This is a genomic window from Arthrobacter sp. NQ7 (assembly GCF_029581595.2).
Taxonomy (GTDB): Bacteria; Actinomycetota; Actinomycetes; order Actinomycetales; family Micrococcaceae; genus Arthrobacter; species Arthrobacter phenanthrenivorans_B.
In genome coordinates, this window is record NZ_JARFXU020000003.1 from 271,029 (window position 1) to 290,268 (window position 19,240).

Genomic DNA, 19,240 nt, shown 5'->3' on the forward strand with positions numbered 1-19,240 from the left:
CAAGCAGTACGAGGAAGAGAGAGCACAAAGAAAGGACCCGGCCCCGGGGGTGGTAAGCCACCGCAGGGGCCGGGTCCTTCCATGTGGTGCGGGCTCCTGCCGTGACGTAGCAGGAACCCGCGGTCTGTTGGGTCCGGGCCACTCAGGCGTACGGGAGGACGAGCTCCGCGTAGCGTTCCTTGACCGTTGCCAGGACAGTGTTGCCGTCCGTGTCCCAGATCTTCTGGTTGAAGATCTCCACTTCGATATCGCCCGTGTAGCCGGCGTCGCGCACCCAGGTGCTGATCGTGGCGAAGTCCACCACGCCGTCGCCCATGTATCCGCGGGAGAGCAGGGGGTCGGCGGCGATGGGCATGGTGAAGTCGCACACCTGGTAGGAGGCGATCCGGTGTTCCCGGCCGGCGCGTTCGATCTGCCCCTTCAGTTCCGGGTCCCACCAGACGTGGAAGGTGTCGACGGCGACGCCCACGGTTGCGGCGTCGAACGGTGCGGCGAGGTCCAGGGCCTGGCCAAGGGTGGAGATCAGCGCACGGTCCGCGGCGTACATCGGGTGCAGCGGCTCAAGGACCAGGCGGACCCCGTTTTCCTCCGCAAACGGGACGAGGTCGGCAAGACGGTCAGCCACGCGCTGCCGGGCGGCCACCACGTCCTTCTCCCCCGGGGCCAGCCCGCCCACCACCAGGAAGAGTTCCCGGGTGTCCAGGGCCACGGCCTCAAGGATGGCGGCGCGGTTGTCGGCGAGCGCGGCGGCTTGGCCGTCGGCGTCGGGGGCGGTGAGGAAGCCGCCCCGGCACAGCGAGGAAACGCGCAATCCCGCGTCCTTGATCAGGCGTGCTGCCTTGTCCAGCCCGGCCTCTTCGACGCGGTCGCGCCATGGGCCGATGGCAGGAATGCCGGCTTTGACGCAGCCCTCCACCACTTCGGCGAGGGTCCACTTCTTGGTGGTGGCGCTGTTGATGGACAGGCGGGAAAAGTCGCTCATACTCCCACCCCGTTGATGCGCAGGTAGTCGGACATCCGGAAGGCGGCCAATGCGGGATCCTTGAGCAGGCCTGCCTTGTCTGCCAGTTCGAAGGTCCGGGCGAGGTGGCACACCGAACGCCCGGAATGCAGGCCGCCCACCATCTGGAAGCCGGGCTGCTTGCCGTTGAGCCACGACATGAAGGCGATGCCGGTCTTGTAGTAGAACGTGGGGGCGCTGAAGATGTGCTTGCCCAGTTCCCGGGTGGAGTCAAGGATTTCCCGCGCCTTGGCGGCGTTTCCGGCGTCGTAGTTCTGCAGGGCCACGGAGGCTGCAGGGTAGATGGCCGCGAAGATACCCAGCAGGGCGTCGGAGTGGTGCGTGCCGTCGCCGTCGATGAGTTCCGGGTAGTTGAAGTCGTCACCGGTGTAGAGGCGGACCCCTTCGGGCAGTGCCGCACGCAGCGCAACCTCGTGGCCGGCATCCAACAGCGAGACCTTGACGCCGTCCACCTTGTCCGCGTTGTCCCGGATGAGGCCGAGGAAGGTGTCGGTCGCGGCTGCAACGTCGTCGGAGCCCCAGTAGCCGGCCAGCGCGGGATCGAACATGGTGCCCAGCCAGTGCAGGATGACGGGCTGGTCCACTTCCTGCAGCAGGGTTGAGTACACCGCCAGGTAGTCCTCGGGCCCGCGGGCTGCCTTGGCGAGGGCCCGGGATGCCATGAGGATGACCTTGGGACCGGCCTCGCTGATAACGGCGATCTGTTCGCGGTAGGCCTCGAGCACAGCCTTGAGCCCGGCTTCGCCGGTGGGCACCGCGTCAAGGTCGAGCTGGTCGGTGCCGGCGCCGCAGGAGACGAGGTCACGGACGGATTTTCCGGCGGTGGCCGGGTTGCCGGCGGACACCACCGAGGCGGCTTCCACACCGGTGCGCTTAATGAGCTGCTGTGTGGCAGCCCAGTCCAGGCCCATGCCGCGCTGCGCAGTGTCCATGGCATCGGCAACGCCCAGGCCGTAGGACCACAGCTCGTGCCGGTACGCCATGGTGGCGTCCCAGTCCAGCCGGGCAGGGGCGCCGGGTGTGTTGTCGGCCAGCACTTCGGGGATGACGTGGGCGGCCGCGTAGGCGCGGCGCGCGGTCAGCGGGGCAGTGGGGCGGGCCCAGGTGGTGCCGCCCTGCAGGCGGTACTCCCTGGTGCCGCCGTCTTCGGAGGGAAGGATGAGGGAAGTCATTAGAGCGTGATCTCCGGGATGTCGAGGGTGCGGCGTTCGGCGCTGGACTGCAGGCCAAGTTCGGCGAGCTGGACACCGCGGGCCGCGGAAAGCAGGCCGAAACGGTGTTCCCGGCCTGCCACGACGTCGCGGAGGAATTCCTCCCACTGCAGCTTGAAACCGTTGTCGAGTTCGGCGTTGGCGGGAACGTCCTGCCACTGGTCGCGGAAGGATTCGGTGACCGGCAGGTCGGGGTTCCAGACGGGCTTGGGGGTGTGGGCGCGCTGCTGGGCGACGCACTTGTTCAGGCCTGCCACGGCGGAACCGAGGGTGCCGTCCACCTGGAATTCCACCAGCTCGTCCCGGTACACGCGCACGGCCCAGGAGGAGTTGATCTGGCCGATGACCTCGTCGCCGCCGGGGGTCTCGAGCTCGAAGATGCCGTAGGAGGCGTCGTCCGCGGTGGCCTTGTATTCCTTGCCTGCCTCGTCCCAGCGGGTGGGGATGTGGGTGGCGGTCTTGGCGTTGACGCTCTTGACCTTGCCGATGATGCCTTCCAGGACGTAGTTCCAGTGGCAGAACATGTCGGTGGTCATTCCGCCGCCGTCTTCCTTGCGGTAGTTCCACGACGGCCGCTGCGCAGCCTGCACGTCGCCCTCGAACACCCAGTAGCCGAACTCTCCCCGGATGGACAGGATGCGGCCGAAGAAGCCTTCATCCACCAGGCGCCGCAGCTTGACCAGGCCGGGGAGGTAGAGCTTGTCGTGCACGACGCCCGCCGTGACGCCGGCTTGCTTGCCGATGCGGGCCAGCTCGATGGCCTCCTCCAGCGTTTCCGCCGTGGGCTTCTCGGTGAAGATGTGCTTGCCGGCCTGCATGGCCCTCTTCAGCGTCGCGGCCCGGAGGCTGGTCATGGAGGCATCAAAGACGACATCGACTGTGGGGTCGTTGATCACGGCGTCCAGGTCGGTGCTCCATTCGGCGACCTTGTGCTTTTCGGCGAGCTCGCGGATCTTGGCCTCGTTGCGGCCCACCAGGATGGGCTCGACCTGGACGCGGGTCCCGTCTTCCAGCGTGAAGCCGCCGGCATCGCGGATGGGCAGGATGGAACGCAGCAGGTGCTGGCGGTAGCCCATCCGGCCGGTGATGCCGTTCATGGCAATGCGGATTGTTTTCGTTTCGAAGCCCATGTGTCCTCCACGGTGAGTGAGCAAGTAACTCAAGCTAACTGGGAAAGCGCATTCCCACTGCTTCTATGATGCACGGCGCGCTTGCGGTTGGCAAGCGCTTTCCGGAAGTAGTTTGAACTGACATAATGTGCAGAGGCCTTGAGTTCCCCCGAACCGCAGGAGATGAAGTGGCTGCAAGTACCCTTACCGAGGTGGCCCGCCTGGCCGGCGTCTCCCCCGCTACCGCGTCGCGCGTGCTGAACGGGTCAGCGCGCAAGCCTGGCAAGGACATTGCCGAGCGGGTCCGGCAGGCAGCGGACTCCCTGGGTTACATTCCCAATGCCCAGGCCCAGGGGCTGGCGAAATCCAGCTCCGGCCTGATCGGCCTGATCGTCCATGACATCGCCGACCCCTACTTCGCAGCGATTGCCAGGGGCGTGCAGGAGGCTGCCCGGGAGCAGCGCAAGATGGTGCTGCTCGCCACCACCGGCGGCGGCCCTGCCGAGGAAAAGGAAGCGGTGGCCGCATTCGCGGCCCGCCGCGCCGACTCCATTGTGATTGCCGGCTCGCGTTCGTCCCGGGATGAAGACGCCGAGGGCAACGCCGAACTCGCGGCCGAACTGGACCGGTACTGCCGCAACGGAGGCCAAGTCGCCGTTGTGGGGCATCCGGTGGTGGGGGCCGCCGCGCAGGAGGGCTACCACGTACTGAAGGTTCCCAACCAGGAGCTGGCCGGGCAGCTCGCCACCGAACTTGCCGCCGGTTGGGATGGAGAATTCGTGATCGTGGCCGGGCCCGAAGGGCTGCTGACCTCCGATGACCGCGTCCGCGGCTTCCAGGAAGGCCTGGAGCAGGCCGGGCACCGGGCGGCAGAGGTGCTGCGGACCACCTTCAACAGGTCCGGCGGCTACGATGCAGGCCTGCAGCTGGCTGCACGGATCACGGCGGCGGCCTCCGGGGGCGCGGCCGCGCCGAAGCTGTGCATTTTCGCCGTCAACGACGTAATGGCCATTGGGGCCGCAGCGGCGCTGCGGTCGGAAGGGCTGCGCATCCCCCGCGACGCCGCAATTGCCGGCTTTGACGACATCGAGACCCTCCGCGATTTCCGCCCGGCCCTGTCCACGGTCCGCCTGCCCCTGGAGGACATCGGCCGGTTGGCCACCCGGGCCACCGGCCGGCACCAGGACAACGGCGACGACGACGGAGCGTCCCCTGGCGGGATCTCCGGCGAGGTCACGCTGCGGCGCAGCACGGAGCCGGCGGCATGACGGGCCCGCGTGGACTTACCGCTGTTCCGGCCCGCCAGGACGGCGGGGCGCCCGGGCGGCGCCCCGCTGTCCTGGTCCTTCCGGGGGGAGGCTACGCCCGCCAGGCGGACCATGAAGCGGAACCGGTGGCCGAATGGCTCGCCTCGCTGGGCATCCATGCTTTCGTGCTCCGCTACCGGGTGGCCCCGGACCGGCACCCGGCCCCGTTGACGGATGCCAAGGAAGCCATGCTCCACATCCGCGGCGGGCAGCACGGTCTCGAGGTGGACCGGGACCGCGTCGGCGTTCTGGGCTTCTCGGCGGGCGGCCATCTGGCGGCGACCCTGGCGACGGGAGCAGCCACCGGCAACGCGGACCTGGACGTGCCCGGGGCCGTTCCGGACCTTTCGGTACTGTGCTACCCCGTGGCGTCCCTGACGCATGAAACGCACCAGGGATCGCTCGCGAACCTCCTCGGGGACGCGCCGTCGCCGGACCTTGTCCAGGCCCTCTCAGCGGAACTGAACGTCACGCGCCGGACGCCGCCGGCGTTCGTGTGGCACACCGCGGACGACGACGCCGTACCGGTGGGCAACAGCCTGAACTACGCCAGGGCTCTCATCGCCGCCGGCGTGCCGGCCGAACTGCACATCTTCCCGGAAGGGCGGCACGGCCTGGGCCTGGCAGCGGACGAACCCGGCCCCGCGCAATGGACCGGGCTCTGCGCCGCATGGCTGCACCGTGCGGGATGGGCGGACTCCCCCGCAGTTACGCAGGCGGCCACAGGACGCATCGGCTAGCGCACGGCCCTGATGGTCCAGGAGGCGGAGTGGGAGCCACCCGGCTGCAGATGGACCACGTCCGTGCCGGAGTTCAGGGCGTCCGGCGGGCAGGTCATCGGCTCAACGGCCAGGCCCAGCCGGTCCGGGCCCACAGGCTTGTCCCCGGTGTGCACCTGGACCCAGGGCCATTCCTTTCCCCATTCCAGCTCAACACCCGTCCCCGACGGATCCAGCACCCGCACCCGTGCCGTCCCGCCGCTGTCCCGGCGGAGGTCCGTGAACGCGTGGTCGATCCTGACTGCACCCAGCCGCCGGGGGGCCCGGAAGTCGAACGGGTCCCCGTCCACCGGCCGCATACCCACCGGGAGCAGCCGGTCCGGCGTGACCTCCAGATAGGCGTCGGCCGGCAGCTCCAGCGACCATTCGTCGAGCGGGGACGGGCCGGCCACCAGGTAGGGATGGGGGCACACGCCGTAGGGTGCGGACGAGGGGCCGGCGTTCACCGCCTGGACCGTGCCGTGGAAGCCGTCGTCGGAGAGCCGGTAGGTGACCGTGAGTTCCAGGTCGGTGGGGTAGTCCGGGCCGGCAGGGATGCGGCAGCCCAGGACAGCGTGGCCTGAGGCTGCCTCCAGCACGTCCCAGGCCTGGTGGATGGCCAGTCCGTGCAGTGCTGCGGCACGTTCCGGTTCGTTGACTGCGGCAGCATAGGACGTGCCGAGATAGGTGTAGGTGCCGTCGGCAAGCCGGTTGGGCCACGGTGCGCAGATGACGCCCCGGTAATCGGGGACCGGACCGTCCGGGCCAAAACCCACCACCAGGTCCCTGTTTCCGTAGCGCAGTTCGCGCAGCGCCCCGCCGCGGGGGGTGACGGTGGCGTTGTAGGATCCGCGGGCAAGCTGGATATCGGTTCCGGACATGGGTCCCCTTTGACTATTGCGGTGTTAGCGCTCACCAGCGTACCTCACCGGATGGCACCGCTGGCTAGAGTAACCCCATGGAAGACTCCGCCGATCACGCCCTGATCCGTGCCCTGAGGGAAGCCCTGGGAAAGCGCGCCGATCCGGTGCGCGCGGCGGGAGCCCAGACGTACATGAAGTCTTCCCTGCCATCGCTGGGCGTCCGGGTTCCCGAGGTCCGGCACATCGCGGCGTCAGCGGCCCGGGACTTTCCGCCCGCATCCGCCGGGCAGCTGCGGGCCACGGTACTGGAGCTGTGGCGCAGCTCCGGCTTCCGCGAGGAGCGGTACGCCGCCATCGACCTGACGGCGCACCGTCTCGTCGCCGGCGACCTTGCAATGCTGCCGGTATACGAGGAAATCATCCGCACGGGCGCCTGGTGGGATTATGCCGACGGCGTGGCTGGCCGTTTGTGCGGCCTGCTGCTGGCGCACCCCCGGGAGATGTCGGCGGTGCTTCGGCGCTGGAGCAGGGATCCGCAGCTGTGGATCCGCAGGGCTGCCATCACCTCGCAGCTCAAGGCGAAGAAGGCGACCGACACGGCCCTGCTTGCAGCCGTCATCGAGCCGAACATGGCGGATCCGGAGTTCTTCATCCGCAAGGCCATCGGCTGGGCGCTGCGTGAATACGCCAAGACGGATCCGGAGTGGGTCGGTGTGTTCGTGGCGCGGCATGCCGGCGAACTGAGTCCCCTGTCCACAAACGAAGCCCTGCGCAGGATCGCCGGCGTGGGGCAGCAGCTGCGAACTAGATGACCGGGCGTTCGACGACGGGCTGGTGGGTCTTGCGGAACAGCCGCCGGGTGCCCGGATCCCAGAAGATCAGGTACAGGGCGAAGAGGAGGGCCGTCAGGGCGGCGGCCACGCGGGCAAGGGCAAGGGCGAAGCCGAGGTCCTGCGTCTGCAGGTAGGGGAAGACATCCAGCTGGTCCGAGATGGCATAGATCATGAAGAAGGACACCACGAAGTACAGGGCTTTGACCTGCCAGTCATTCCTGATGCCGGTCACGGCAAAGAGCGGTATGAGCCACACGACGTACCAGGCCTGGATGATGGGGGCCAGCAGGACCACGGCCGCCAGGGCCAGCGTAAGCCGGCGCATGAGCCGGTCGTAGTCACCCTTGAAGATCTGCCAGGCGACCATGCCCACGGCAAGCAGCTTCCCGGCGTCGAACACCCAGCCCGCGGGGATGGAACCGTCCAGCCCGAAGGCGCTGGCGAGGGAGTCCACCACCATGCCGATCAGGCCAACCGGGGCGTACCAGATCGAGATGCTGCCGGGAGCGGAAAGCCCGTTGATCCAGCCGAAGCCGAAGCCGTTCACCATGCTCATCGCCGTCAGGACCCCCAGGCTAAGCCCGGCCGTCAGGGCCCAGAACGCACCCTTCCGCAGCCACCCCGCCCCCTTTCCTGCCCACAGAAGGCCGATGAACGGCAGGAAGACGATGGTGATGGGCTTCACCGCGATGGAAAGCGCCACCAGCACGATGCCGCGCACCTCGCGCCTGGTGGCGGAGTAGTAAAGCCCGGCCAGGGCCAGTCCAATCATCAGGGAGTCGTTGTGGACGCTGGCGATGAAATTGGTCAGGAAGAGCGGGTTGGCCACCGTCAGCCAAAGGGCCCGGTGCGGATTGACGCCATGGAGTTCCGCGAGCCGGGGAACGTAGATGACGCAGAGCACCACGCCCGCCACCGCCACCAGCCGGAAGAGCATGACACAGGCCTCCGGCTGGACGTTGGTGATCCAGACGACGAACTGCTCGATCCACAGGAACAGCTGCCCATAGGGAACCGGGGCCTCGGTCCACATCTTGTCGGCCCCGAGCTGGAAGTAGTTGGAGAGGGCGGAGATGCCGTTTTCGTAGGGATTGAAGCCCTCCACCATCAGGCGTCCCTGCCCGATGTAGGCATAGACGTCACGGCTGAACAGCGGCACGCTGAACATCATGGGCAGCCCCCACGCCGCCAGGGCCGCCAGAGTTGCCCTGCGCGCCTCCAGCCCCCACACCCTCACCTTCTGGCCCAGCCGAAGCCAGGCACGCACCAGCAGCATGCCGCCGACAGCCACCAGGACAATGGACAGGGCGACGCCCGGGGCCTCGGTGCGCATCCAGATGAAGAGCGGCATCCGCCGCAGTTCCGAGACCGGGGCCAGCCAGCCCACCCCGAAGGATCCAATGAGCATGAATACGGAGCCCAGGAAACCGGCCAGCAGGGACGACCGCGGATTGTCCACCTCGGCACTGCCTGCCCCGGCGATGCCCGCCGCCGCCAGTTCGCCCGTTGCGGGCCGAGGCGCCGTCATTTCAGGAACGTCCAATCGTCTTGCGTCTCCGCGGTTTGCCCGGCGGGACACGCGGCCCGGCCGGGGCATGGTTCAGGGCGGAAGTGCGACCCGCCGCGTATCCGAAATCCTAGCATCGGCCGGGCGCCCGGGAGTGTAACGGTAGGCTGGACCGGTGCCTATATCTAACGAACGAATCGTCTGGATCGACTGCGAAATGACCGGCCTGGACATCAAGAACGACGCCCTCATCGAAGTGGCAGCCCTGGTCACCGATTCAGAACTGAACATCCTCGGCGACGGTGTGGACGTGGTCATCAAACCCGATGATGCAGCCGTGGCCCAGATGTCCGACTTCGTCCGCGACATGCACACAAAATCCGGGCTGCTGGCGGAACTTCCGCACGGCAAGACCATGGCGGAGGCGGAAGCAGCCGTCATGGAGTACATCTCGACCTGGGTTCCGGATCCCCGCAAGGCACCCCTGGGCGGAAACTCGGTGGGGACGGACCGCGTCTTCCTGTCCCGCGACATGCCCGCCGTGGTGGAGCACCTCCACTACCGGGTCATCGATGTCAGCACCATCAAGGAACTGTCCCGCCGCTGGTACGCGCGGGCATACTTCCAGTCGCCCGCCAAGAAGGGCGGCCACCGGGCCCTGGGCGATATCAAGGACTCGATCGACGAACTGCGTTACTACCGTGAAGCGGTGTTTGTCCCCTCCCCCGGCCCGGACAGTGCCACGGCGCAGAAAATCGCGAAGGGAATCACCGGCGCCGGACCCGGCGGGCAGCCCGGCGAGTAATCTGCGCCACGTTTGCACAAATTTTTCCCGCAAATCACCGAAAGTGGACAAAGCACCCCTGTTGAGCAGGTAAGCTATTTGAGTTGCGTTTCCGGGGAGCCGCTAAGGCGGAAATCCCCTGAGGCACATGGTGGGCGTAGCTCAGTTGGCAGAGCGCCTGGTTGTGGTCCAGGAGGTCGCGGGTTCAACCCCCGTCGCTCACCCTCACGGGGCGGCACATGCAGCCGTCAACAAAGGAGGCCGCACCGGATATCCGGTGCGGCCTCCTTTGTTGTGCCCCACGGGGCGCGTCCACACGAGCCGGGGACACCGCGAAAGCCGAAGGACTACTGATATGACTGTTCTGCCGATCACCATCTGGGGTGAGCCCGTCCTCCACCGGCGTGCCGCCGAGGTGGAAGTTTTCGACGACGAACTCCGCACCCTGATTGCCGACATGTTCGAAACCAACGAAGCCGCGAACGGTGTGGGACTCGCCGCCCCGCAGGTTGGCGTGGGCAAGCGGATCTTTGTCTACAAGTACGCCAATGATGATGGCGCTCCCCCCGCCGGGGTCCTGGTGAATCCCGTCCTGACCCTGTCAAAGGTCTCCGGCGCCGCTCCGGACCCCGATGAGGAGGAAGAGGGCTGCCTGTCCTTTCCAGGCGAGCAGTATCCGCTGAAGCGTGCGGAATGGGCACGCGTTGAGGGTTTTGACGGGTTCGGCCATCCCGTGAAGTTCGAGGCAACGGGCTGGTTTGCGCGGGTAATCCAGCACGAGTACGACCACCTGGACGGCAAGTTGTACGTCAACCGGCTGATTGACCGCTACTCCCGCAAGGCCATGAAGCAGGCAAAGAAGAACGGATGGGGTGTGCCCGGGCTGACCTGGCTGCCCGGCGTTGATCCGGACCCGTTCGGGCACTGACCGCGACCTCCCGGACGAGCCTTTCCCCGGATCTCCCCGCGGGTCAGCCGGCGGCGTGGGCGGGCTGGACTCTGATGGTCGGCTGCTGGGGGCAGGTGGAGAGGACCTTCTTCATGGCGTCCTTTTCGGCTGCCGTGACCCACAGCCCGTAGGCGGACTTCACCGAGATCTGGCGGGCCACGTAGTGGCAGCGCAGGGCCGTATTCTTCGGCAGCCAGGTGGCAGCATCTCCGGCACTTTTTTGCTGGTTCGCTGCACCCTCCGCCGCGATGAGGTTCAGGGGGTCGTTCGCGAGGCTCTGCCGTTGCACTGGGTCCAGGCCCTGCGCCCCTTTTTGCCAGGCGTCGCCCAAAGCCACCACATGATCGATCTGGACCTCACGGCTGCTGTCCTGGCCACGGCGGAAGTCGATGTCCCGGCCGGTATAAGGTTCGCGGAAGTGCCCGGCCGTAACCTTGCAGGTGGAGCCCTCGGAAAAGACCACGCCGGCCAGGTCGCGGCGGAGGATGTCATTGCGGGTGTCGCAGCCGTTCCGGTCCACATCGAGCCAGGCCTGGCCAAAGGCCTCCCGGCTGTAGCCGGTGTTCGGGGCTCTGCCCTTCACTGCCAGGCCGTCCAGGGCCGCGAGGGCGCTGCCCTCCGGCACCGGGCGGGGCTCCTGGACCGGTTTCATCCACGCACTGTCGAAGACGGGGGCCTCCGTTGGCCCGTCAGGCCGGGCGGCCGCGCCGAACTGGCCGGAGGTAAAGAACCAGAAGAGAACGGCAAGGATGCCGGCAGCAGCGGTGCCGAGGAATGCCCAGGCCTGCCGGGAACGTCGCCGGGTGCGGCGGTAGGCGGACCACTTGATGCTCATGGCGCTGACGCCGGATGGGGAATGTCGGGCACCCCAAGAGCCTAGGACAAAGCGATGCCCCGGCCGCTGATATCCACACTGTTGAGGACGAGTGATGGGTCACACGGCCGGGGCTGCACCCTGGCTTATTGCTCCCTGGTTACCCGCCGGAGGTCTTCCTCGGCGATGGCCAGCAGCCCCTCAAGCTGGCGCACGCGGTCCTCGCTGACGTCTCCGGTCTTCTGTGCCGCGCGGGCGTGCTCAAGAAGACGCACCGCTTCCTTGTGGTTGGCTTTCGCCACGTCCAGGGCGTGTTCGAGGGTGGTTTCGTGCTGAAGTGTCGATTCGTTGTCCATGCCACCAGTGTGGTACCGATTCCCGGCTGATTCCAGAGAACCAGCCGGGAATTCGCCGAACGTGTCGGAACCGGTCAGACGGCAATCGCGGCGAGTGCCGCGGCACTTTCCTTGGCGGGGAAGGACGGCGGGTTCACACCGGCCATCTCCTCCATCACGCGCACCACCTGGCAGCTGTAGCCGAATTCGTTGTCGTACCAGACGTACAGGACCAGGTTCTTGTCGGTGGAGACCGTGGCGAGGCCGTCAACGATGCCGGCGCGGCGGGAGCCCACGAAGTCGGTGGAAACCACCTCGGGTGAATCGATGTAATCGATCTGCTTGCGCAGGTCCGAGTGCAGCGACATCTCGCGCAGGTAGTTGTTGACCTCGTCCTTGGTGGTGCCGTTTTCCAGGCTGAGGTTCAGGATGGCCAGCGACACGTCCGGGGTGGGGACGCGGATGGAGCTGCCGGTGAGCTTGCCCAGGAGTTCGGGCAGGGCCTTCGCCACTGCCTTGGCGGCACCGGTTTCGGTGATGACCATGTTCAGGGCTGCGGACCGGCCGCGGCGGTCACCCTTGTGGAAGTTGTCGATCAGGTTCTGGTCGTTGGTGAAGGAGTGGACGGTTTCCACGTGGCCGTGCACCACGCCGAACTTGTCGTTGATGGCCTTCAGGACCGGGGTGATGGCGTTCGTGGTGCAGGACGCGGCGGAGACGATGCGGTCCGAGTCGGTGATGTCCCCGTGGTTGATGCCGTGGACGATGTTCTTCAGCTCGCCCTTGCCCGGTGCGGTCAGCAGGACCCGGGCCACGCCCTTGCTCTGCAGGTGCTGGGACAGGCCTTCGGCATCGCGCCAGCGGCCGGTGTTGTCCACCACGAGGGCGTCGTTGATGCCGTAGGCGGTGTAGTCGATGGTGGCGGGGTCGTTGGAGTAGATGACCTGGATCTGGACGCCGTTGGCCGTGATGGTGTTGGCAGCCTCGTCGATGCGGATGGTGCCCTCGAAGGAGCCGTGGACGGAGTCGCGGCGCAGCAGGCTGGCGCGCTTGGAGAGGTCGTTGTCGGAGCCGCGGCGCACCACGATGGCGCGCAGGCGCAGGCCGTGGCCGCCACCGGCCTTTTCGATGAGGAGGCGGGCCAGGAGCCGGCCGATGCGGCCAAAGCCGTAGAGCACGACGTCGGTGCTGGTGCGGTCGTCGCCGCCGCGCTTGCCCACGATGTCGGCGAGTTCTTCGCGGAGGAACTCCTCCAGGGTGGCGCCGTTGCCTTCTTCCTTGAACTTCTGGTTCAGGCGGGCGATGTCGATCGCGGCTGCACCGAGTTCGAGTCCGGCCAGGGTGTTCAGCAGGGGCGCGGTTTCCTCCAGGAGCAGTTCATCCTTGCTCATGCGGCGTGCAAAACGGTGCGCCTTGAGGATGTTCATGGTGGACTTGTTGATCAGGCTCCGGCCGTGGATGCTGGTCACCACGTTGTTTTCGCGGTACAGCCTGCCGATCACCGGGATCATGGCCTCGGCGAGGGCCTCCCGGCCCATCCACGTATCAAGACAAGAATCAGACGTCTGGCTCACAGAAATACCTTCCTCGGTTCAGCCGTGTACGTCCTCGTACACAGATGTAGGCCACCTGATGATGTCCAGGGGCACCGGCGCCTGCAGGGATGGCCCCCAGGCACCTGGATCGCGTGCAAAGAAAAACCGCCGGTTGCGAACGCAACTTTCGGCGGTAGAACTCCTGCGTCCGGAATCCATTCTAATTTGGCCGGGTGCAGGGAACACGCTTGCGCTGCGTGAAATCACTCACACGGGCGCCTGGGCCGGTGGGCGGTCGTTCGTCAGTTATGAAGGGCTGAATAGAGATTCAGGCTTCCGGAGAAAACGAGCCAGGAGAAGTAGGGCAGCACCAGGATCCCGGCGGCGGCGTCCACGGGCCCGAACCGCAGAATGAGGAATGCCAGGGTTGCCGTGAGGACGCAGATCACCAGGACGCAGTCCAGAGGGCTGCCGTGCCGAGCATGGGGTACATGGCGAAGAAGGCCACCGGCCAGGCAGTGTTCAGCAGCAGCTGGACCACGTACCCGGCACGGGCGCCCCCCGTCAGTCCGCCCTTGCGCCACACCAGCCAGGCCGCTGCGGCCACGCCGGCGTAGAGAAGCATCCAGGTGGTCCGGAACATCCACGAGGGCGGCATCCACGGCGCTTTCACCGAACCGGCGTACCAGCCGTTCGAATTCAGGATGATGGGAACCGAGGCGAGGGTCCAGGCCGCGGCGGACAGCGCCAGGAATCCGGCGAGGGCAATGATCTGGGAACGGAAACCGGGGAAGCCGTTGGGGGCTGCTGGATGCGTGTCAGGAATTACGGGCACGGTACAGCATCGCGAACACAAAGCCCGAGGTCAAACGGGGGTGGTGGATGGGACAGCCGGTACGCCGGGTTCTGTTCTCCCTGCCGTTGCCGGCCACGGGAGCGACGGCCATCCATCTACGAGTACCGTTGCCGGCACCCTCCAGCGGCCTACCCGGACACTCGGGCGGGCAGCCCTCAAACGTGTCCTGTCTGGCCTTGCTCCGGGTGGGGTTTACCTAGCCTTCCCGGTCACCCGGGAAGCTGGTGGTCTCTTACACCACCGTTTCACCCTTACCTGCCGCCCCGGCCGGAGCCGGAACTGCAGGCGGTCTGTTTTCTGTGGCACTGGCCTGCGGGTTACCCCGAGTGGGCGTTACCCACCACCCTGCCCTGCGGAGCCCGGACGTTCCTCGAGCCACTTGCGTGGCGCGCGGCCGTCTGGCTGTCCCATCCGCGTCCAGTCTACCGGCGCAGGCCGCCGCTTTTGTCGCCGGTAGGATCGGACGGTGCTGATTCTGCTTCCCCCCTCCGAAGGCAAGACACCCGCCCTCCGCGGTCCCGCCGTCGACTGGTCCTCCCTGGGCTTTCCGGAACTCAATCCATACCGGGCCAAGGTCCTGGAGGCGCTGGGAACGGCCAGCGCACACCAGGACGCCCTCGCCTTGCTGGGAGTCGGCGCTTCGCTGCGCGGTGACGTTGAACGCAATACCCGGCTGCACGCCGAGCCTGCCGCGCCGGCACACAGCATTTACTCGGGCGTCCTGTACGACGCCCTTGGCTACCGAAGCCTCGCCCCGGCGCAGCGCCGGAAGGCGGACGATTCGGTGCTGGTCATCTCGGCGTTGTGGGGCGCCCTGCGCTTCGCCGACCGCGTCCCTGCCTACCGGCTGTCCATGGCTGCGGCACTGCCCGACGTCGGCCGCCTGGCTCCGTTCTGGAAGGCGCAGCTCGGCGACACGCTGGGGGCCGCGGCAGAGGGACACCTGCTGGTGGACTGCCGGTCCAGCACGTACGCCGCCGCCTGGGCGCCGCCGGCCGAGCAGACCGTCTCGGTCAATGTCTTCACGGAGGCAGCCGGCGTCCGGAAGGTGGTGAGCCATTTCGCCAAGCACACCCGGGGCGAACTGGCGCGGCACCTGCTGGTGCGCCGCGGAAAAGCTCCCGGGACGCCGTCGGACCTGCTGAAGGCCGTCCGCGAAAAGTGGGACGCCGAGCTGGTGCCGGGCACGGCCCGGAAGCCGCATGCCCTGAACATCATCCTGCCGGGCTGATGTCCCCGGCCGTCAGGACCACTCGTCGGAGCGGACCAGGATGGCGCCGGAATCGGGGCAAAAGACAATGTCCTCGGGCGCGGCGGCTTTGATTTCAGCGAGGTCGCCCGGGCTGAGCTTCATGCCGGAGGCTTCGGAAGTGCCGTGGAAAAGCCGTGCCGCGCCCACCCCCCGCCGGGCCAGGGTTTTTTCGTAGACGCCGAGCAGCCCGCCGTCGAGCCCTGCGGCGAATTCGCTGCGCTGCGCCCGCAGCCCGGAGGCTTCCGTTTCAACCTCTGCCAGGGCTGCATCGAGTTCAGCCCTGATGGCGCCGAAGGAGCCCTGGATGTCGTCAACGATCTGCTGCTGCGCCGCCTGCCGCGCCCGCAGCGTGTCCAGCTGCTCCAGGACTTCGAGTTCCACGTCCTCCAGGTCCGAGCGGCGCTTGTTGAGCGAGGCGATGTCCTTCTGCAGGGCCACCAGGTCTTTGGACAGTCCGGTGCCGCTGTTGAGCCGGGCTTCGTCGCGTTCGATCCGTGAGGCGACCTGTTCGACGTCGGCCTCCGCCCGCTTCAGCGCGGCTTCGGCGTCGTGCACGGCTACCTTCGCCGCGCCCAGTTCCCCGTTCGCAACGGAGAGCGCGGCCTCGAGGTCCTTGATCCGGGGATCGTTTTCCAGCGAGCGGCGGCGGGTGGCCAGGGCTTTGAGCTTGGCGTCAAAGCCCTGCAGTTCGAGCAATTTCAACTGTTCCGCCGGTGCTGCCTTGGCCACTTCTACCTCCGCTTGATCCCTACCGGCTGTGGGCCGGGCACCGAATCGGCGCTTCCTAGACTCTAGCGCCTGGCCCTGCCGGCCGTGCCCGGGCGGATGAAATGTCCGGACCGGAAGCTTGCGCTGACCGGCGGCGAGTCACCCCGGAGTGAGGATGAAGTCCCACGGATCGCTGTTGGTGGTGCTGACCCGGATCTCCACCTCGTGCCCCTGGTCCGCCAGCACGTTGCCCAGTGCCCCTGCCGCGGCTGGAAGCCAGAGCCATTCGCTCGCGAAATGCGAGACGTCCACCAAGTAGGGCCGCCCATTAAGTGCCGCCTCGCGCGCCTCGGAGGCAGGGTGGTGGCGGAGGTCGGCGGTGACGTAGACATCGGCGTTACTGGCCCGCACCTGGTCAAAAAGCGAGTCGCCGGCACCGCCGCACACTGCAATGCGCCGCACCAGTCCGTCCTTGTCGCCAGACACCCGCACTCCCCCGGCAACCGACGGCAGGATCCCGAACACCCGTGCGGCAAAGTCGCCCAGGCTCATGGCGTCGGTAAGGTCGCCAACGCGCCCGATGCCTTCCTCAGGCAGCCCGTTGGCTGCCATGGACAGCGGCGCGACGTCCTGGAGCCCCAGGGCATCGGCCAGGACATCGGAAACACCGCCGACGGCGGAGTCGCCGTTGGTGTGCACCGTCAGCAGTGCCGTCCCCGCCTCGATGAGCCGGTGGACCGCCCGGCCTTTCGCCGTGGTGGCCGCGACGGACGTCACACCCTTGAGCAGGAGGGGGTGGTGGGTGATGAGCAGTTCGGCGCCCCACTCAACGGCTTCGTCGATGACCTCCAGGGTGGGGTCCACCGCAAACATCACTTTGCTGACGGGCGCAGATGGGTGGCCGGCCACGAGGCCCACCTCGTCCCAGTTCTCCGCCAGGGACTCCGGCCACAGTTCCTCGACGGCAAGGAGCAGTTCCGCCAGGGTGGGGGCGTCCACGGACCCGGCCGGAGCCGGCGTGCCGGAGGAGGTTCCGCCGTCGTGATCTTCCTGGCCGGTAACGTCGGTGTCCACAGGTTCCATAGTCTTAGTTTTACCCCATGGCCGGTTCCCGGCCGCAGATTGCGGCCGGGAACGGGCTGCCGGGAATGCCGGCGGGGAATGATCCGGCGCCGTCAACCATTGAAGAGGTCATGAAAACTTTTGTTCTGGGCGGGGGCTGCTTTTGGTGCCTCGACGCCGTTTACCAGAAGACCAGGGGCGTCACCTCGGTGGTGTCAGGCTACACCGGGGGGCATGACCCGCATCCGGATTACTACTCGGTCTGCAGCGGAACCACCGGGCACGCCGAGGTGGTGGCGGTGACCTTCGATGAGAAGGTCATCCCGGCCGAGGTCATCCTGGACATGTTCTTCGCCCTGCACGACCCCACCACGCTGAACCGCCAGGGGTACGACGTGGGCACCCAGTACCGCTCCGCGATGTTCTACGAGACCACTGAGGAAAAGATCCTGTTTGAGGAAGCCATCGAACGCAACCAGGCGCTGTGGCCGCATCCGATCGTCACCGAGGTGAGCCGGCTGCCCCGGTTCCACGTGGCAGAGGAATTCCACCAGGACTACTACGCCAAGCATCCCGAACAGGGGTACTGCCAGGTGATCATCAACCCCAAGCTGGCCAAGGCCCGGAAATATTACTCTGCATGGCTTAACGCTTAGCCAGCGTTACGCGGCCTCGTTAGGCTGACCTCAGTATTCACCCCTTAGAGATAGGCGTATGTACATGGCACGGATCTATGACGATGTAACGCAGCTGGTCGGCGGGACCCCGCTGGTTCGGTTGAACCGGCTCAGCGAGGGACTGGACGCCACCGTTGCCGTGAAGCTGGAGTTCTACAACCCGGCCAACAGCGTCAAGGACCGCATCGGTGTTGCCATCATCGACGCCGCGGAAAAGTCGGGTGCCCTGAAGCCCGGCGGCACCATCGTCGAGGGCACCTCCGGCAACACGGGCATCGCCCTGGCCATGGTGGGCGCGGCCCGCGGTTACAAGGTCATCCTCACCATGCCCGAAACCATGTCCACCGAACGCCGGGTCATGCTGCGCGCCTTCGGTGCCGATATCGTGCTGACCCCCGGATCCGAAGGCATGCGCGGCGCCGTGGAGAAGGCCCAGGAAATCGTGGCCAACACGGAAAACTCCATCTGGGCCCAGCAGTTCGCCAACGAGGCCAACCCGGAGATCCACCGCAAGACCACTGCCGAGGAGGTCTGGGCGGATACCGACGGTGCCGTGGACATCTTTGTGGCAGGCGTGGGCACCGGCGGAACCATTACCGGCGTGGGCCAGGTCCTGAAGGAGCGCAAGCCCGGCGTACAGATCGTGGCCGTGGAACCGAAGGACTCCCCCATCCTGAACGGCGGTGCCCCCGGACCGCACAAGATCCAGGGCCTGGGTGCCAATTTCATCCCCGAACTGCTGGACACCAATGTCTATGACGAGGTCATTGACGCTCCCCTCGAGGAGTCTGTCCGCGTTGCACGTGAACTCGGCGTGAAGGAAGGCATCCTGGGCGGCATATCCTCGGGCGCCATCGTCTGGGCCGCCCTCGAGCTGGCGAAGCGGCCGGAAAATGCCGGCAAGCTGATCGTTGCCGTGGTCTGCGACTTCGGTGAGCGTTACATCTCCACCGTCCTCTATGACGACATCCGCGGCTGATCAAACCGCCATCCGCCCGTTTCCTGTAGAAAGAACTTTGTGGGCTTTTTCGCAAGATTAAAGGAAGACCTCGACGCCGCCCGGTCCCACGACCCGGCGGCTCGAGGTTCTTTCGAGAACTTTTTCGCCTATTCCGGCCTGCATGCGATCTGGATCCACCGGCTGACGCACCGCATGTGGCAGAACCCCTCGCTGCGCTTTCCGGCCCGGCTCCTGTCACAGCTGGGCCGCTCCTGGACCGGCATCGAAATCCATCCGGGCGCCACGATCGGCCGGCGGTTCTTCATTGACCACGGCATGGGTGTGGTGATTGGGGAGACCGCCGAGATCGGCGAGGACGTGATGATCTACCACGGTGTGACGCTCGGCGGCCGCTCGCTGGCCAGGATCAAGCGCCACCCCACGATCGGTGACCGCGTCACCATCGGCGCCGGCGCCAAGATCCTGGGACCCATCACCATCGGGCGGGACAGCGCCGTGGGCGCCAATGCCGTTGTGGTCAAGGACGCGCCGCCGGAATCCATCGTCACCGGCGTTCCTGCCAAGTGGCGGCACCGGGATGCCCAGCGGGAAACCAAGCCCGCCGTGGACCCGGCCGAATACGACATCGAATACCGGATCTGATCTTCCGGCAGCAACAGCAAAAGGCGGGCCATTCCCCGGATTACCGGGAAATGGCC

21 protein-coding genes, 1 tRNA gene and 1 other RNA gene are annotated in these 19,240 nt (G+C 66.8%); 10 read left to right on the forward strand and 13 right to left on the reverse strand.

All coding sequences use genetic code 11. The features are described 5' to 3' along the window. Positions 1-142 precede the first annotated feature (142 nt). Genes PUN71_RS06070 through PUN71_RS06080 form a run of 3 tightly spaced genes read right to left on the reverse strand, consistent with a single transcriptional unit; the run spans position 143 to position 3,362 of the window. A complete protein-coding gene (locus PUN71_RS06070) occupies positions 143-982 on the reverse strand; it encodes a sugar phosphate isomerase/epimerase family protein (RefSeq protein ID WP_277797696.1) in 840 nt (279 codons plus the stop codon). Then, positions 979-2,193, reverse strand: a complete 1,215-nt coding sequence (locus PUN71_RS06075; protein ID WP_277797697.1) for a dihydrodipicolinate synthase family protein — start codon at positions 2,191-2,193, stop codon at positions 979-981. The genes PUN71_RS06070 and PUN71_RS06075 overlap by 4 nt, the downstream gene beginning before the upstream one ends. Beyond that, the gene (locus tag PUN71_RS06080) at positions 2,193-3,362 is read right to left on the reverse strand and encodes a Gfo/Idh/MocA family protein (RefSeq protein WP_277797698.1); all 1,170 of its coding nucleotides are present in this window, start codon (positions 3,360-3,362) and stop codon (positions 2,193-2,195) included. Before PUN71_RS06080 ends, PUN71_RS06075 begins: the two co-directional genes overlap by 1 nt. Before the next feature lie 167 nt (positions 3,363-3,529). On the opposite strand from PUN71_RS06080, the gene PUN71_RS06085 reads away from it, so the two are divergent. Both PUN71_RS06085 and PUN71_RS06090 read left to right on the forward strand, forming a co-directional pair. Continuing rightward, positions 3,530-4,609, forward strand: a complete 1,080-nt coding sequence (locus PUN71_RS06085; protein ID WP_277797699.1) for a LacI family DNA-binding transcriptional regulator — start codon at positions 3,530-3,532, stop codon at positions 4,607-4,609. Then, positions 4,606-5,388: an alpha/beta hydrolase gene (locus PUN71_RS06090; protein ID WP_277797700.1), complete on the forward strand. Its 783-nt coding sequence runs from the start codon at positions 4,606-4,608 to the stop codon at positions 5,386-5,388. The genes PUN71_RS06085 and PUN71_RS06090 overlap by 4 nt, the downstream gene beginning before the upstream one ends. Here the strand turns inward: PUN71_RS06090 and PUN71_RS06095 are convergent. After that, entirely contained in the window at positions 5,385-6,287 is a 903-nt protein-coding gene (locus PUN71_RS06095) for an aldose 1-epimerase family protein (RefSeq protein WP_277797701.1), read from the reverse strand. The two genes, PUN71_RS06090 and PUN71_RS06095, sit on opposite strands and share 4 nt — an antisense overlap. Positions 6,288-6,364: 77 nt before the next feature. Here PUN71_RS06095 and PUN71_RS06100 point away from each other — a divergent pair, with 77 nt between their 5' ends. Beyond that, positions 6,365-7,081, forward strand: a complete 717-nt coding sequence (locus PUN71_RS06100) for a DNA alkylation repair protein (RefSeq protein WP_277797702.1) — start codon at positions 6,365-6,367, stop codon at positions 7,079-7,081. On the opposite strand, the gene mptB is transcribed toward PUN71_RS06100, so the two are convergent. Continuing rightward, positions 7,074-8,630 carry a polyprenol phosphomannose-dependent alpha 1,6 mannosyltransferase MptB gene (gene mptB / locus PUN71_RS06105; protein ID WP_277797703.1) on the reverse strand — a complete coding sequence of 519 codons (1,557 nt, stop codon included), beginning with the start codon at positions 8,628-8,630 and terminating at the stop codon, positions 7,074-7,076. The genes PUN71_RS06100 and mptB overlap by 8 nt on opposite strands. Positions 8,631-8,784: 154 nt before the next feature. Here mptB and orn point away from each other — a divergent pair, with 154 nt between their 5' ends. From orn to def, 3 genes are all read left to right on the forward strand, one after another. After that, positions 8,785-9,414 carry an oligoribonuclease gene (orn, locus tag PUN71_RS06110; RefSeq protein WP_082006999.1) on the forward strand — a complete coding sequence of 210 codons (630 nt, stop codon included), beginning with the start codon at positions 8,785-8,787 and terminating at the stop codon, positions 9,412-9,414. A gap of 130 nt (positions 9,415-9,544) precedes the next feature. After that, positions 9,545-9,617 (forward strand) — tRNA-His (locus tag PUN71_RS06115). Positions 9,618-9,748: 131 nt separating this feature from the next. Further along, entirely contained in the window at positions 9,749-10,321 is a 573-nt protein-coding gene (gene def / locus PUN71_RS06120; RefSeq protein WP_277797704.1) for a peptide deformylase, read from the forward strand. Between the two features lie 43 nt (positions 10,322-10,364). Here the strand turns inward: def and PUN71_RS06125 are convergent, their stop codons facing one another. From PUN71_RS06125 to rnpB, 6 genes are all read right to left on the reverse strand, one after another. Then, the gene (locus PUN71_RS06125; protein WP_277797705.1) at positions 10,365-11,177 is read right to left on the reverse strand and encodes an HNH endonuclease family protein; all 813 of its coding nucleotides are present in this window, start codon (positions 11,175-11,177) and stop codon (positions 10,365-10,367) included. 125 nt (positions 11,178-11,302) lie between these two features. Then, on the reverse strand, positions 11,303-11,512 hold the full coding sequence (locus PUN71_RS06130; RefSeq protein ID WP_043450952.1) for a hypothetical protein: 210 nt from the start codon (positions 11,510-11,512) through the stop codon (positions 11,303-11,305). Between the two features lie 74 nt (positions 11,513-11,586). After that, positions 11,587-13,065: a glyceraldehyde-3-phosphate dehydrogenase gene (locus PUN71_RS06135; RefSeq protein ID WP_277797706.1), complete on the reverse strand. Its 1,479-nt coding sequence runs from the start codon at positions 13,063-13,065 to the stop codon at positions 11,587-11,589. 263 nt (positions 13,066-13,328) lie between these two features. Continuing rightward, the gene (locus tag PUN71_RS06140; RefSeq protein ID WP_277797707.1) at positions 13,329-13,475 is read right to left on the reverse strand and encodes a tryptophan-rich sensory protein; all 147 of its coding nucleotides are present in this window, start codon (positions 13,473-13,475) and stop codon (positions 13,329-13,331) included. Continuing rightward, positions 13,472-13,861 (reverse strand): TspO/MBR family protein, encoded by a 390-nt coding sequence (locus PUN71_RS06145; protein ID WP_277797708.1) that lies wholly within the window; start codon positions 13,859-13,861, stop codon positions 13,472-13,474. The genes PUN71_RS06140 and PUN71_RS06145 overlap by 4 nt, the downstream gene beginning before the upstream one ends. A gap of 44 nt (positions 13,862-13,905) precedes the next feature. Beyond that, an RNA gene (gene rnpB, locus PUN71_RS06150) (RNase P RNA component class A) lies at positions 13,906-14,292 on the reverse strand. 56 nt (positions 14,293-14,348) lie between these two features. Here rnpB and PUN71_RS06155 point away from each other — a divergent pair. Continuing rightward, positions 14,349-15,113 carry a YaaA family protein gene (locus tag PUN71_RS06155; RefSeq protein WP_277797709.1) on the forward strand — a complete coding sequence of 255 codons (765 nt, stop codon included), beginning with the start codon at positions 14,349-14,351 and terminating at the stop codon, positions 15,111-15,113. Between the two features lie 12 nt (positions 15,114-15,125). Here PUN71_RS06155 and PUN71_RS06160 read toward each other — a convergent pair whose 3' ends face one another. Next, on the reverse strand, positions 15,126-15,863 hold the full coding sequence (locus PUN71_RS06160) for a zinc ribbon domain-containing protein (protein WP_043450948.1): 738 nt from the start codon (positions 15,861-15,863) through the stop codon (positions 15,126-15,128). Between the two features lie 138 nt (positions 15,864-16,001). Beyond that, positions 16,002-16,925 carry a Nif3-like dinuclear metal center hexameric protein gene (locus PUN71_RS06165; protein WP_430929390.1) on the reverse strand — a complete coding sequence of 308 codons (924 nt, stop codon included), beginning with the start codon at positions 16,923-16,925 and terminating at the stop codon, positions 16,002-16,004. A gap of 110 nt (positions 16,926-17,035) precedes the next feature. Here PUN71_RS06165 and msrA point away from each other — a divergent pair, with 110 nt between their 5' ends. From msrA to epsC, 3 genes are all read left to right on the forward strand, one after another. Next, positions 17,036-17,560: a peptide-methionine (S)-S-oxide reductase MsrA gene (msrA, locus tag PUN71_RS06170; RefSeq protein WP_277797710.1), complete on the forward strand. Its 525-nt coding sequence runs from the start codon at positions 17,036-17,038 to the stop codon at positions 17,558-17,560. 64 nt (positions 17,561-17,624) lie between these two features. Next, positions 17,625-18,560 carry a cysteine synthase A gene (gene cysK, locus PUN71_RS06175; RefSeq protein WP_043451138.1) on the forward strand — a complete coding sequence of 312 codons (936 nt, stop codon included), beginning with the start codon at positions 17,625-17,627 and terminating at the stop codon, positions 18,558-18,560. A gap of 39 nt (positions 18,561-18,599) precedes the next feature. Beyond that, a complete protein-coding gene (gene epsC, locus PUN71_RS06180; protein WP_018769514.1) occupies positions 18,600-19,184 on the forward strand; it encodes a serine O-acetyltransferase EpsC in 585 nt (194 codons plus the stop codon). Positions 19,185-19,240: the final 56 nt, after the last annotated feature.

Bases quoted from the DNA above. Each gene is read 5' to 3' on its own strand.
- PUN71_RS06070 (WP_277797696.1), bottom strand. From the start codon at position 982: ATGAGCGACTTTTCCCGCCTGTCCATCAACAGCGCCACCACCAAGAAG.
- PUN71_RS06075 (WP_277797697.1), bottom strand. From the start codon at position 2,193: ATGACTTCCCTCATCCTTCCCTCCGAAGACGGCGGCACCAGGGAGTAC.
- PUN71_RS06080 (WP_277797698.1), bottom strand. From the start codon at position 3,362: ATGGGCTTCGAAACGAAAACAATCCGCATTGCCATGAACGGCATCACC.
- PUN71_RS06090 (WP_277797700.1), top strand. From the start codon at position 4,606: ATGACGGGCCCGCGTGGACTTACCGCTGTTCCGGCCCGCCAGGACGGC.
- PUN71_RS06095 (WP_277797701.1), bottom strand. From the start codon at position 6,287: ATGTCCGGAACCGATATCCAGCTTGCCCGCGGATCCTACAACGCCACC.
- PUN71_RS06100 (WP_277797702.1), top strand. From the start codon at position 6,365: ATGGAAGACTCCGCCGATCACGCCCTGATCCGTGCCCTGAGGGAAGCC.
- mptB (WP_277797703.1), bottom strand. From the start codon at position 8,630: ATGACGGCGCCTCGGCCCGCAACGGGCGAACTGGCGGCGGCGGGCATC.
- def (WP_277797704.1), top strand. From the start codon at position 9,749: ATGACTGTTCTGCCGATCACCATCTGGGGTGAGCCCGTCCTCCACCGG.
- PUN71_RS06125 (WP_277797705.1), bottom strand. From the start codon at position 11,177: ATGAGCATCAAGTGGTCCGCCTACCGCCGCACCCGGCGACGTTCCCGG.
- PUN71_RS06130 (WP_043450952.1), bottom strand. From the start codon at position 11,512: ATGGACAACGAATCGACACTTCAGCACGAAACCACCCTCGAACACGCC.
- PUN71_RS06165 (WP_430929390.1), bottom strand. From the start codon at position 16,925: ATGGAACCTGTGGACACCGACGTTACCGGCCAGGAAGATCACGACGGC.
- msrA (WP_277797710.1), top strand. From the start codon at position 17,036: ATGAAAACTTTTGTTCTGGGCGGGGGCTGCTTTTGGTGCCTCGACGCC.
- cysK (WP_043451138.1), top strand. From the start codon at position 17,625: ATGGCACGGATCTATGACGATGTAACGCAGCTGGTCGGCGGGACCCCG.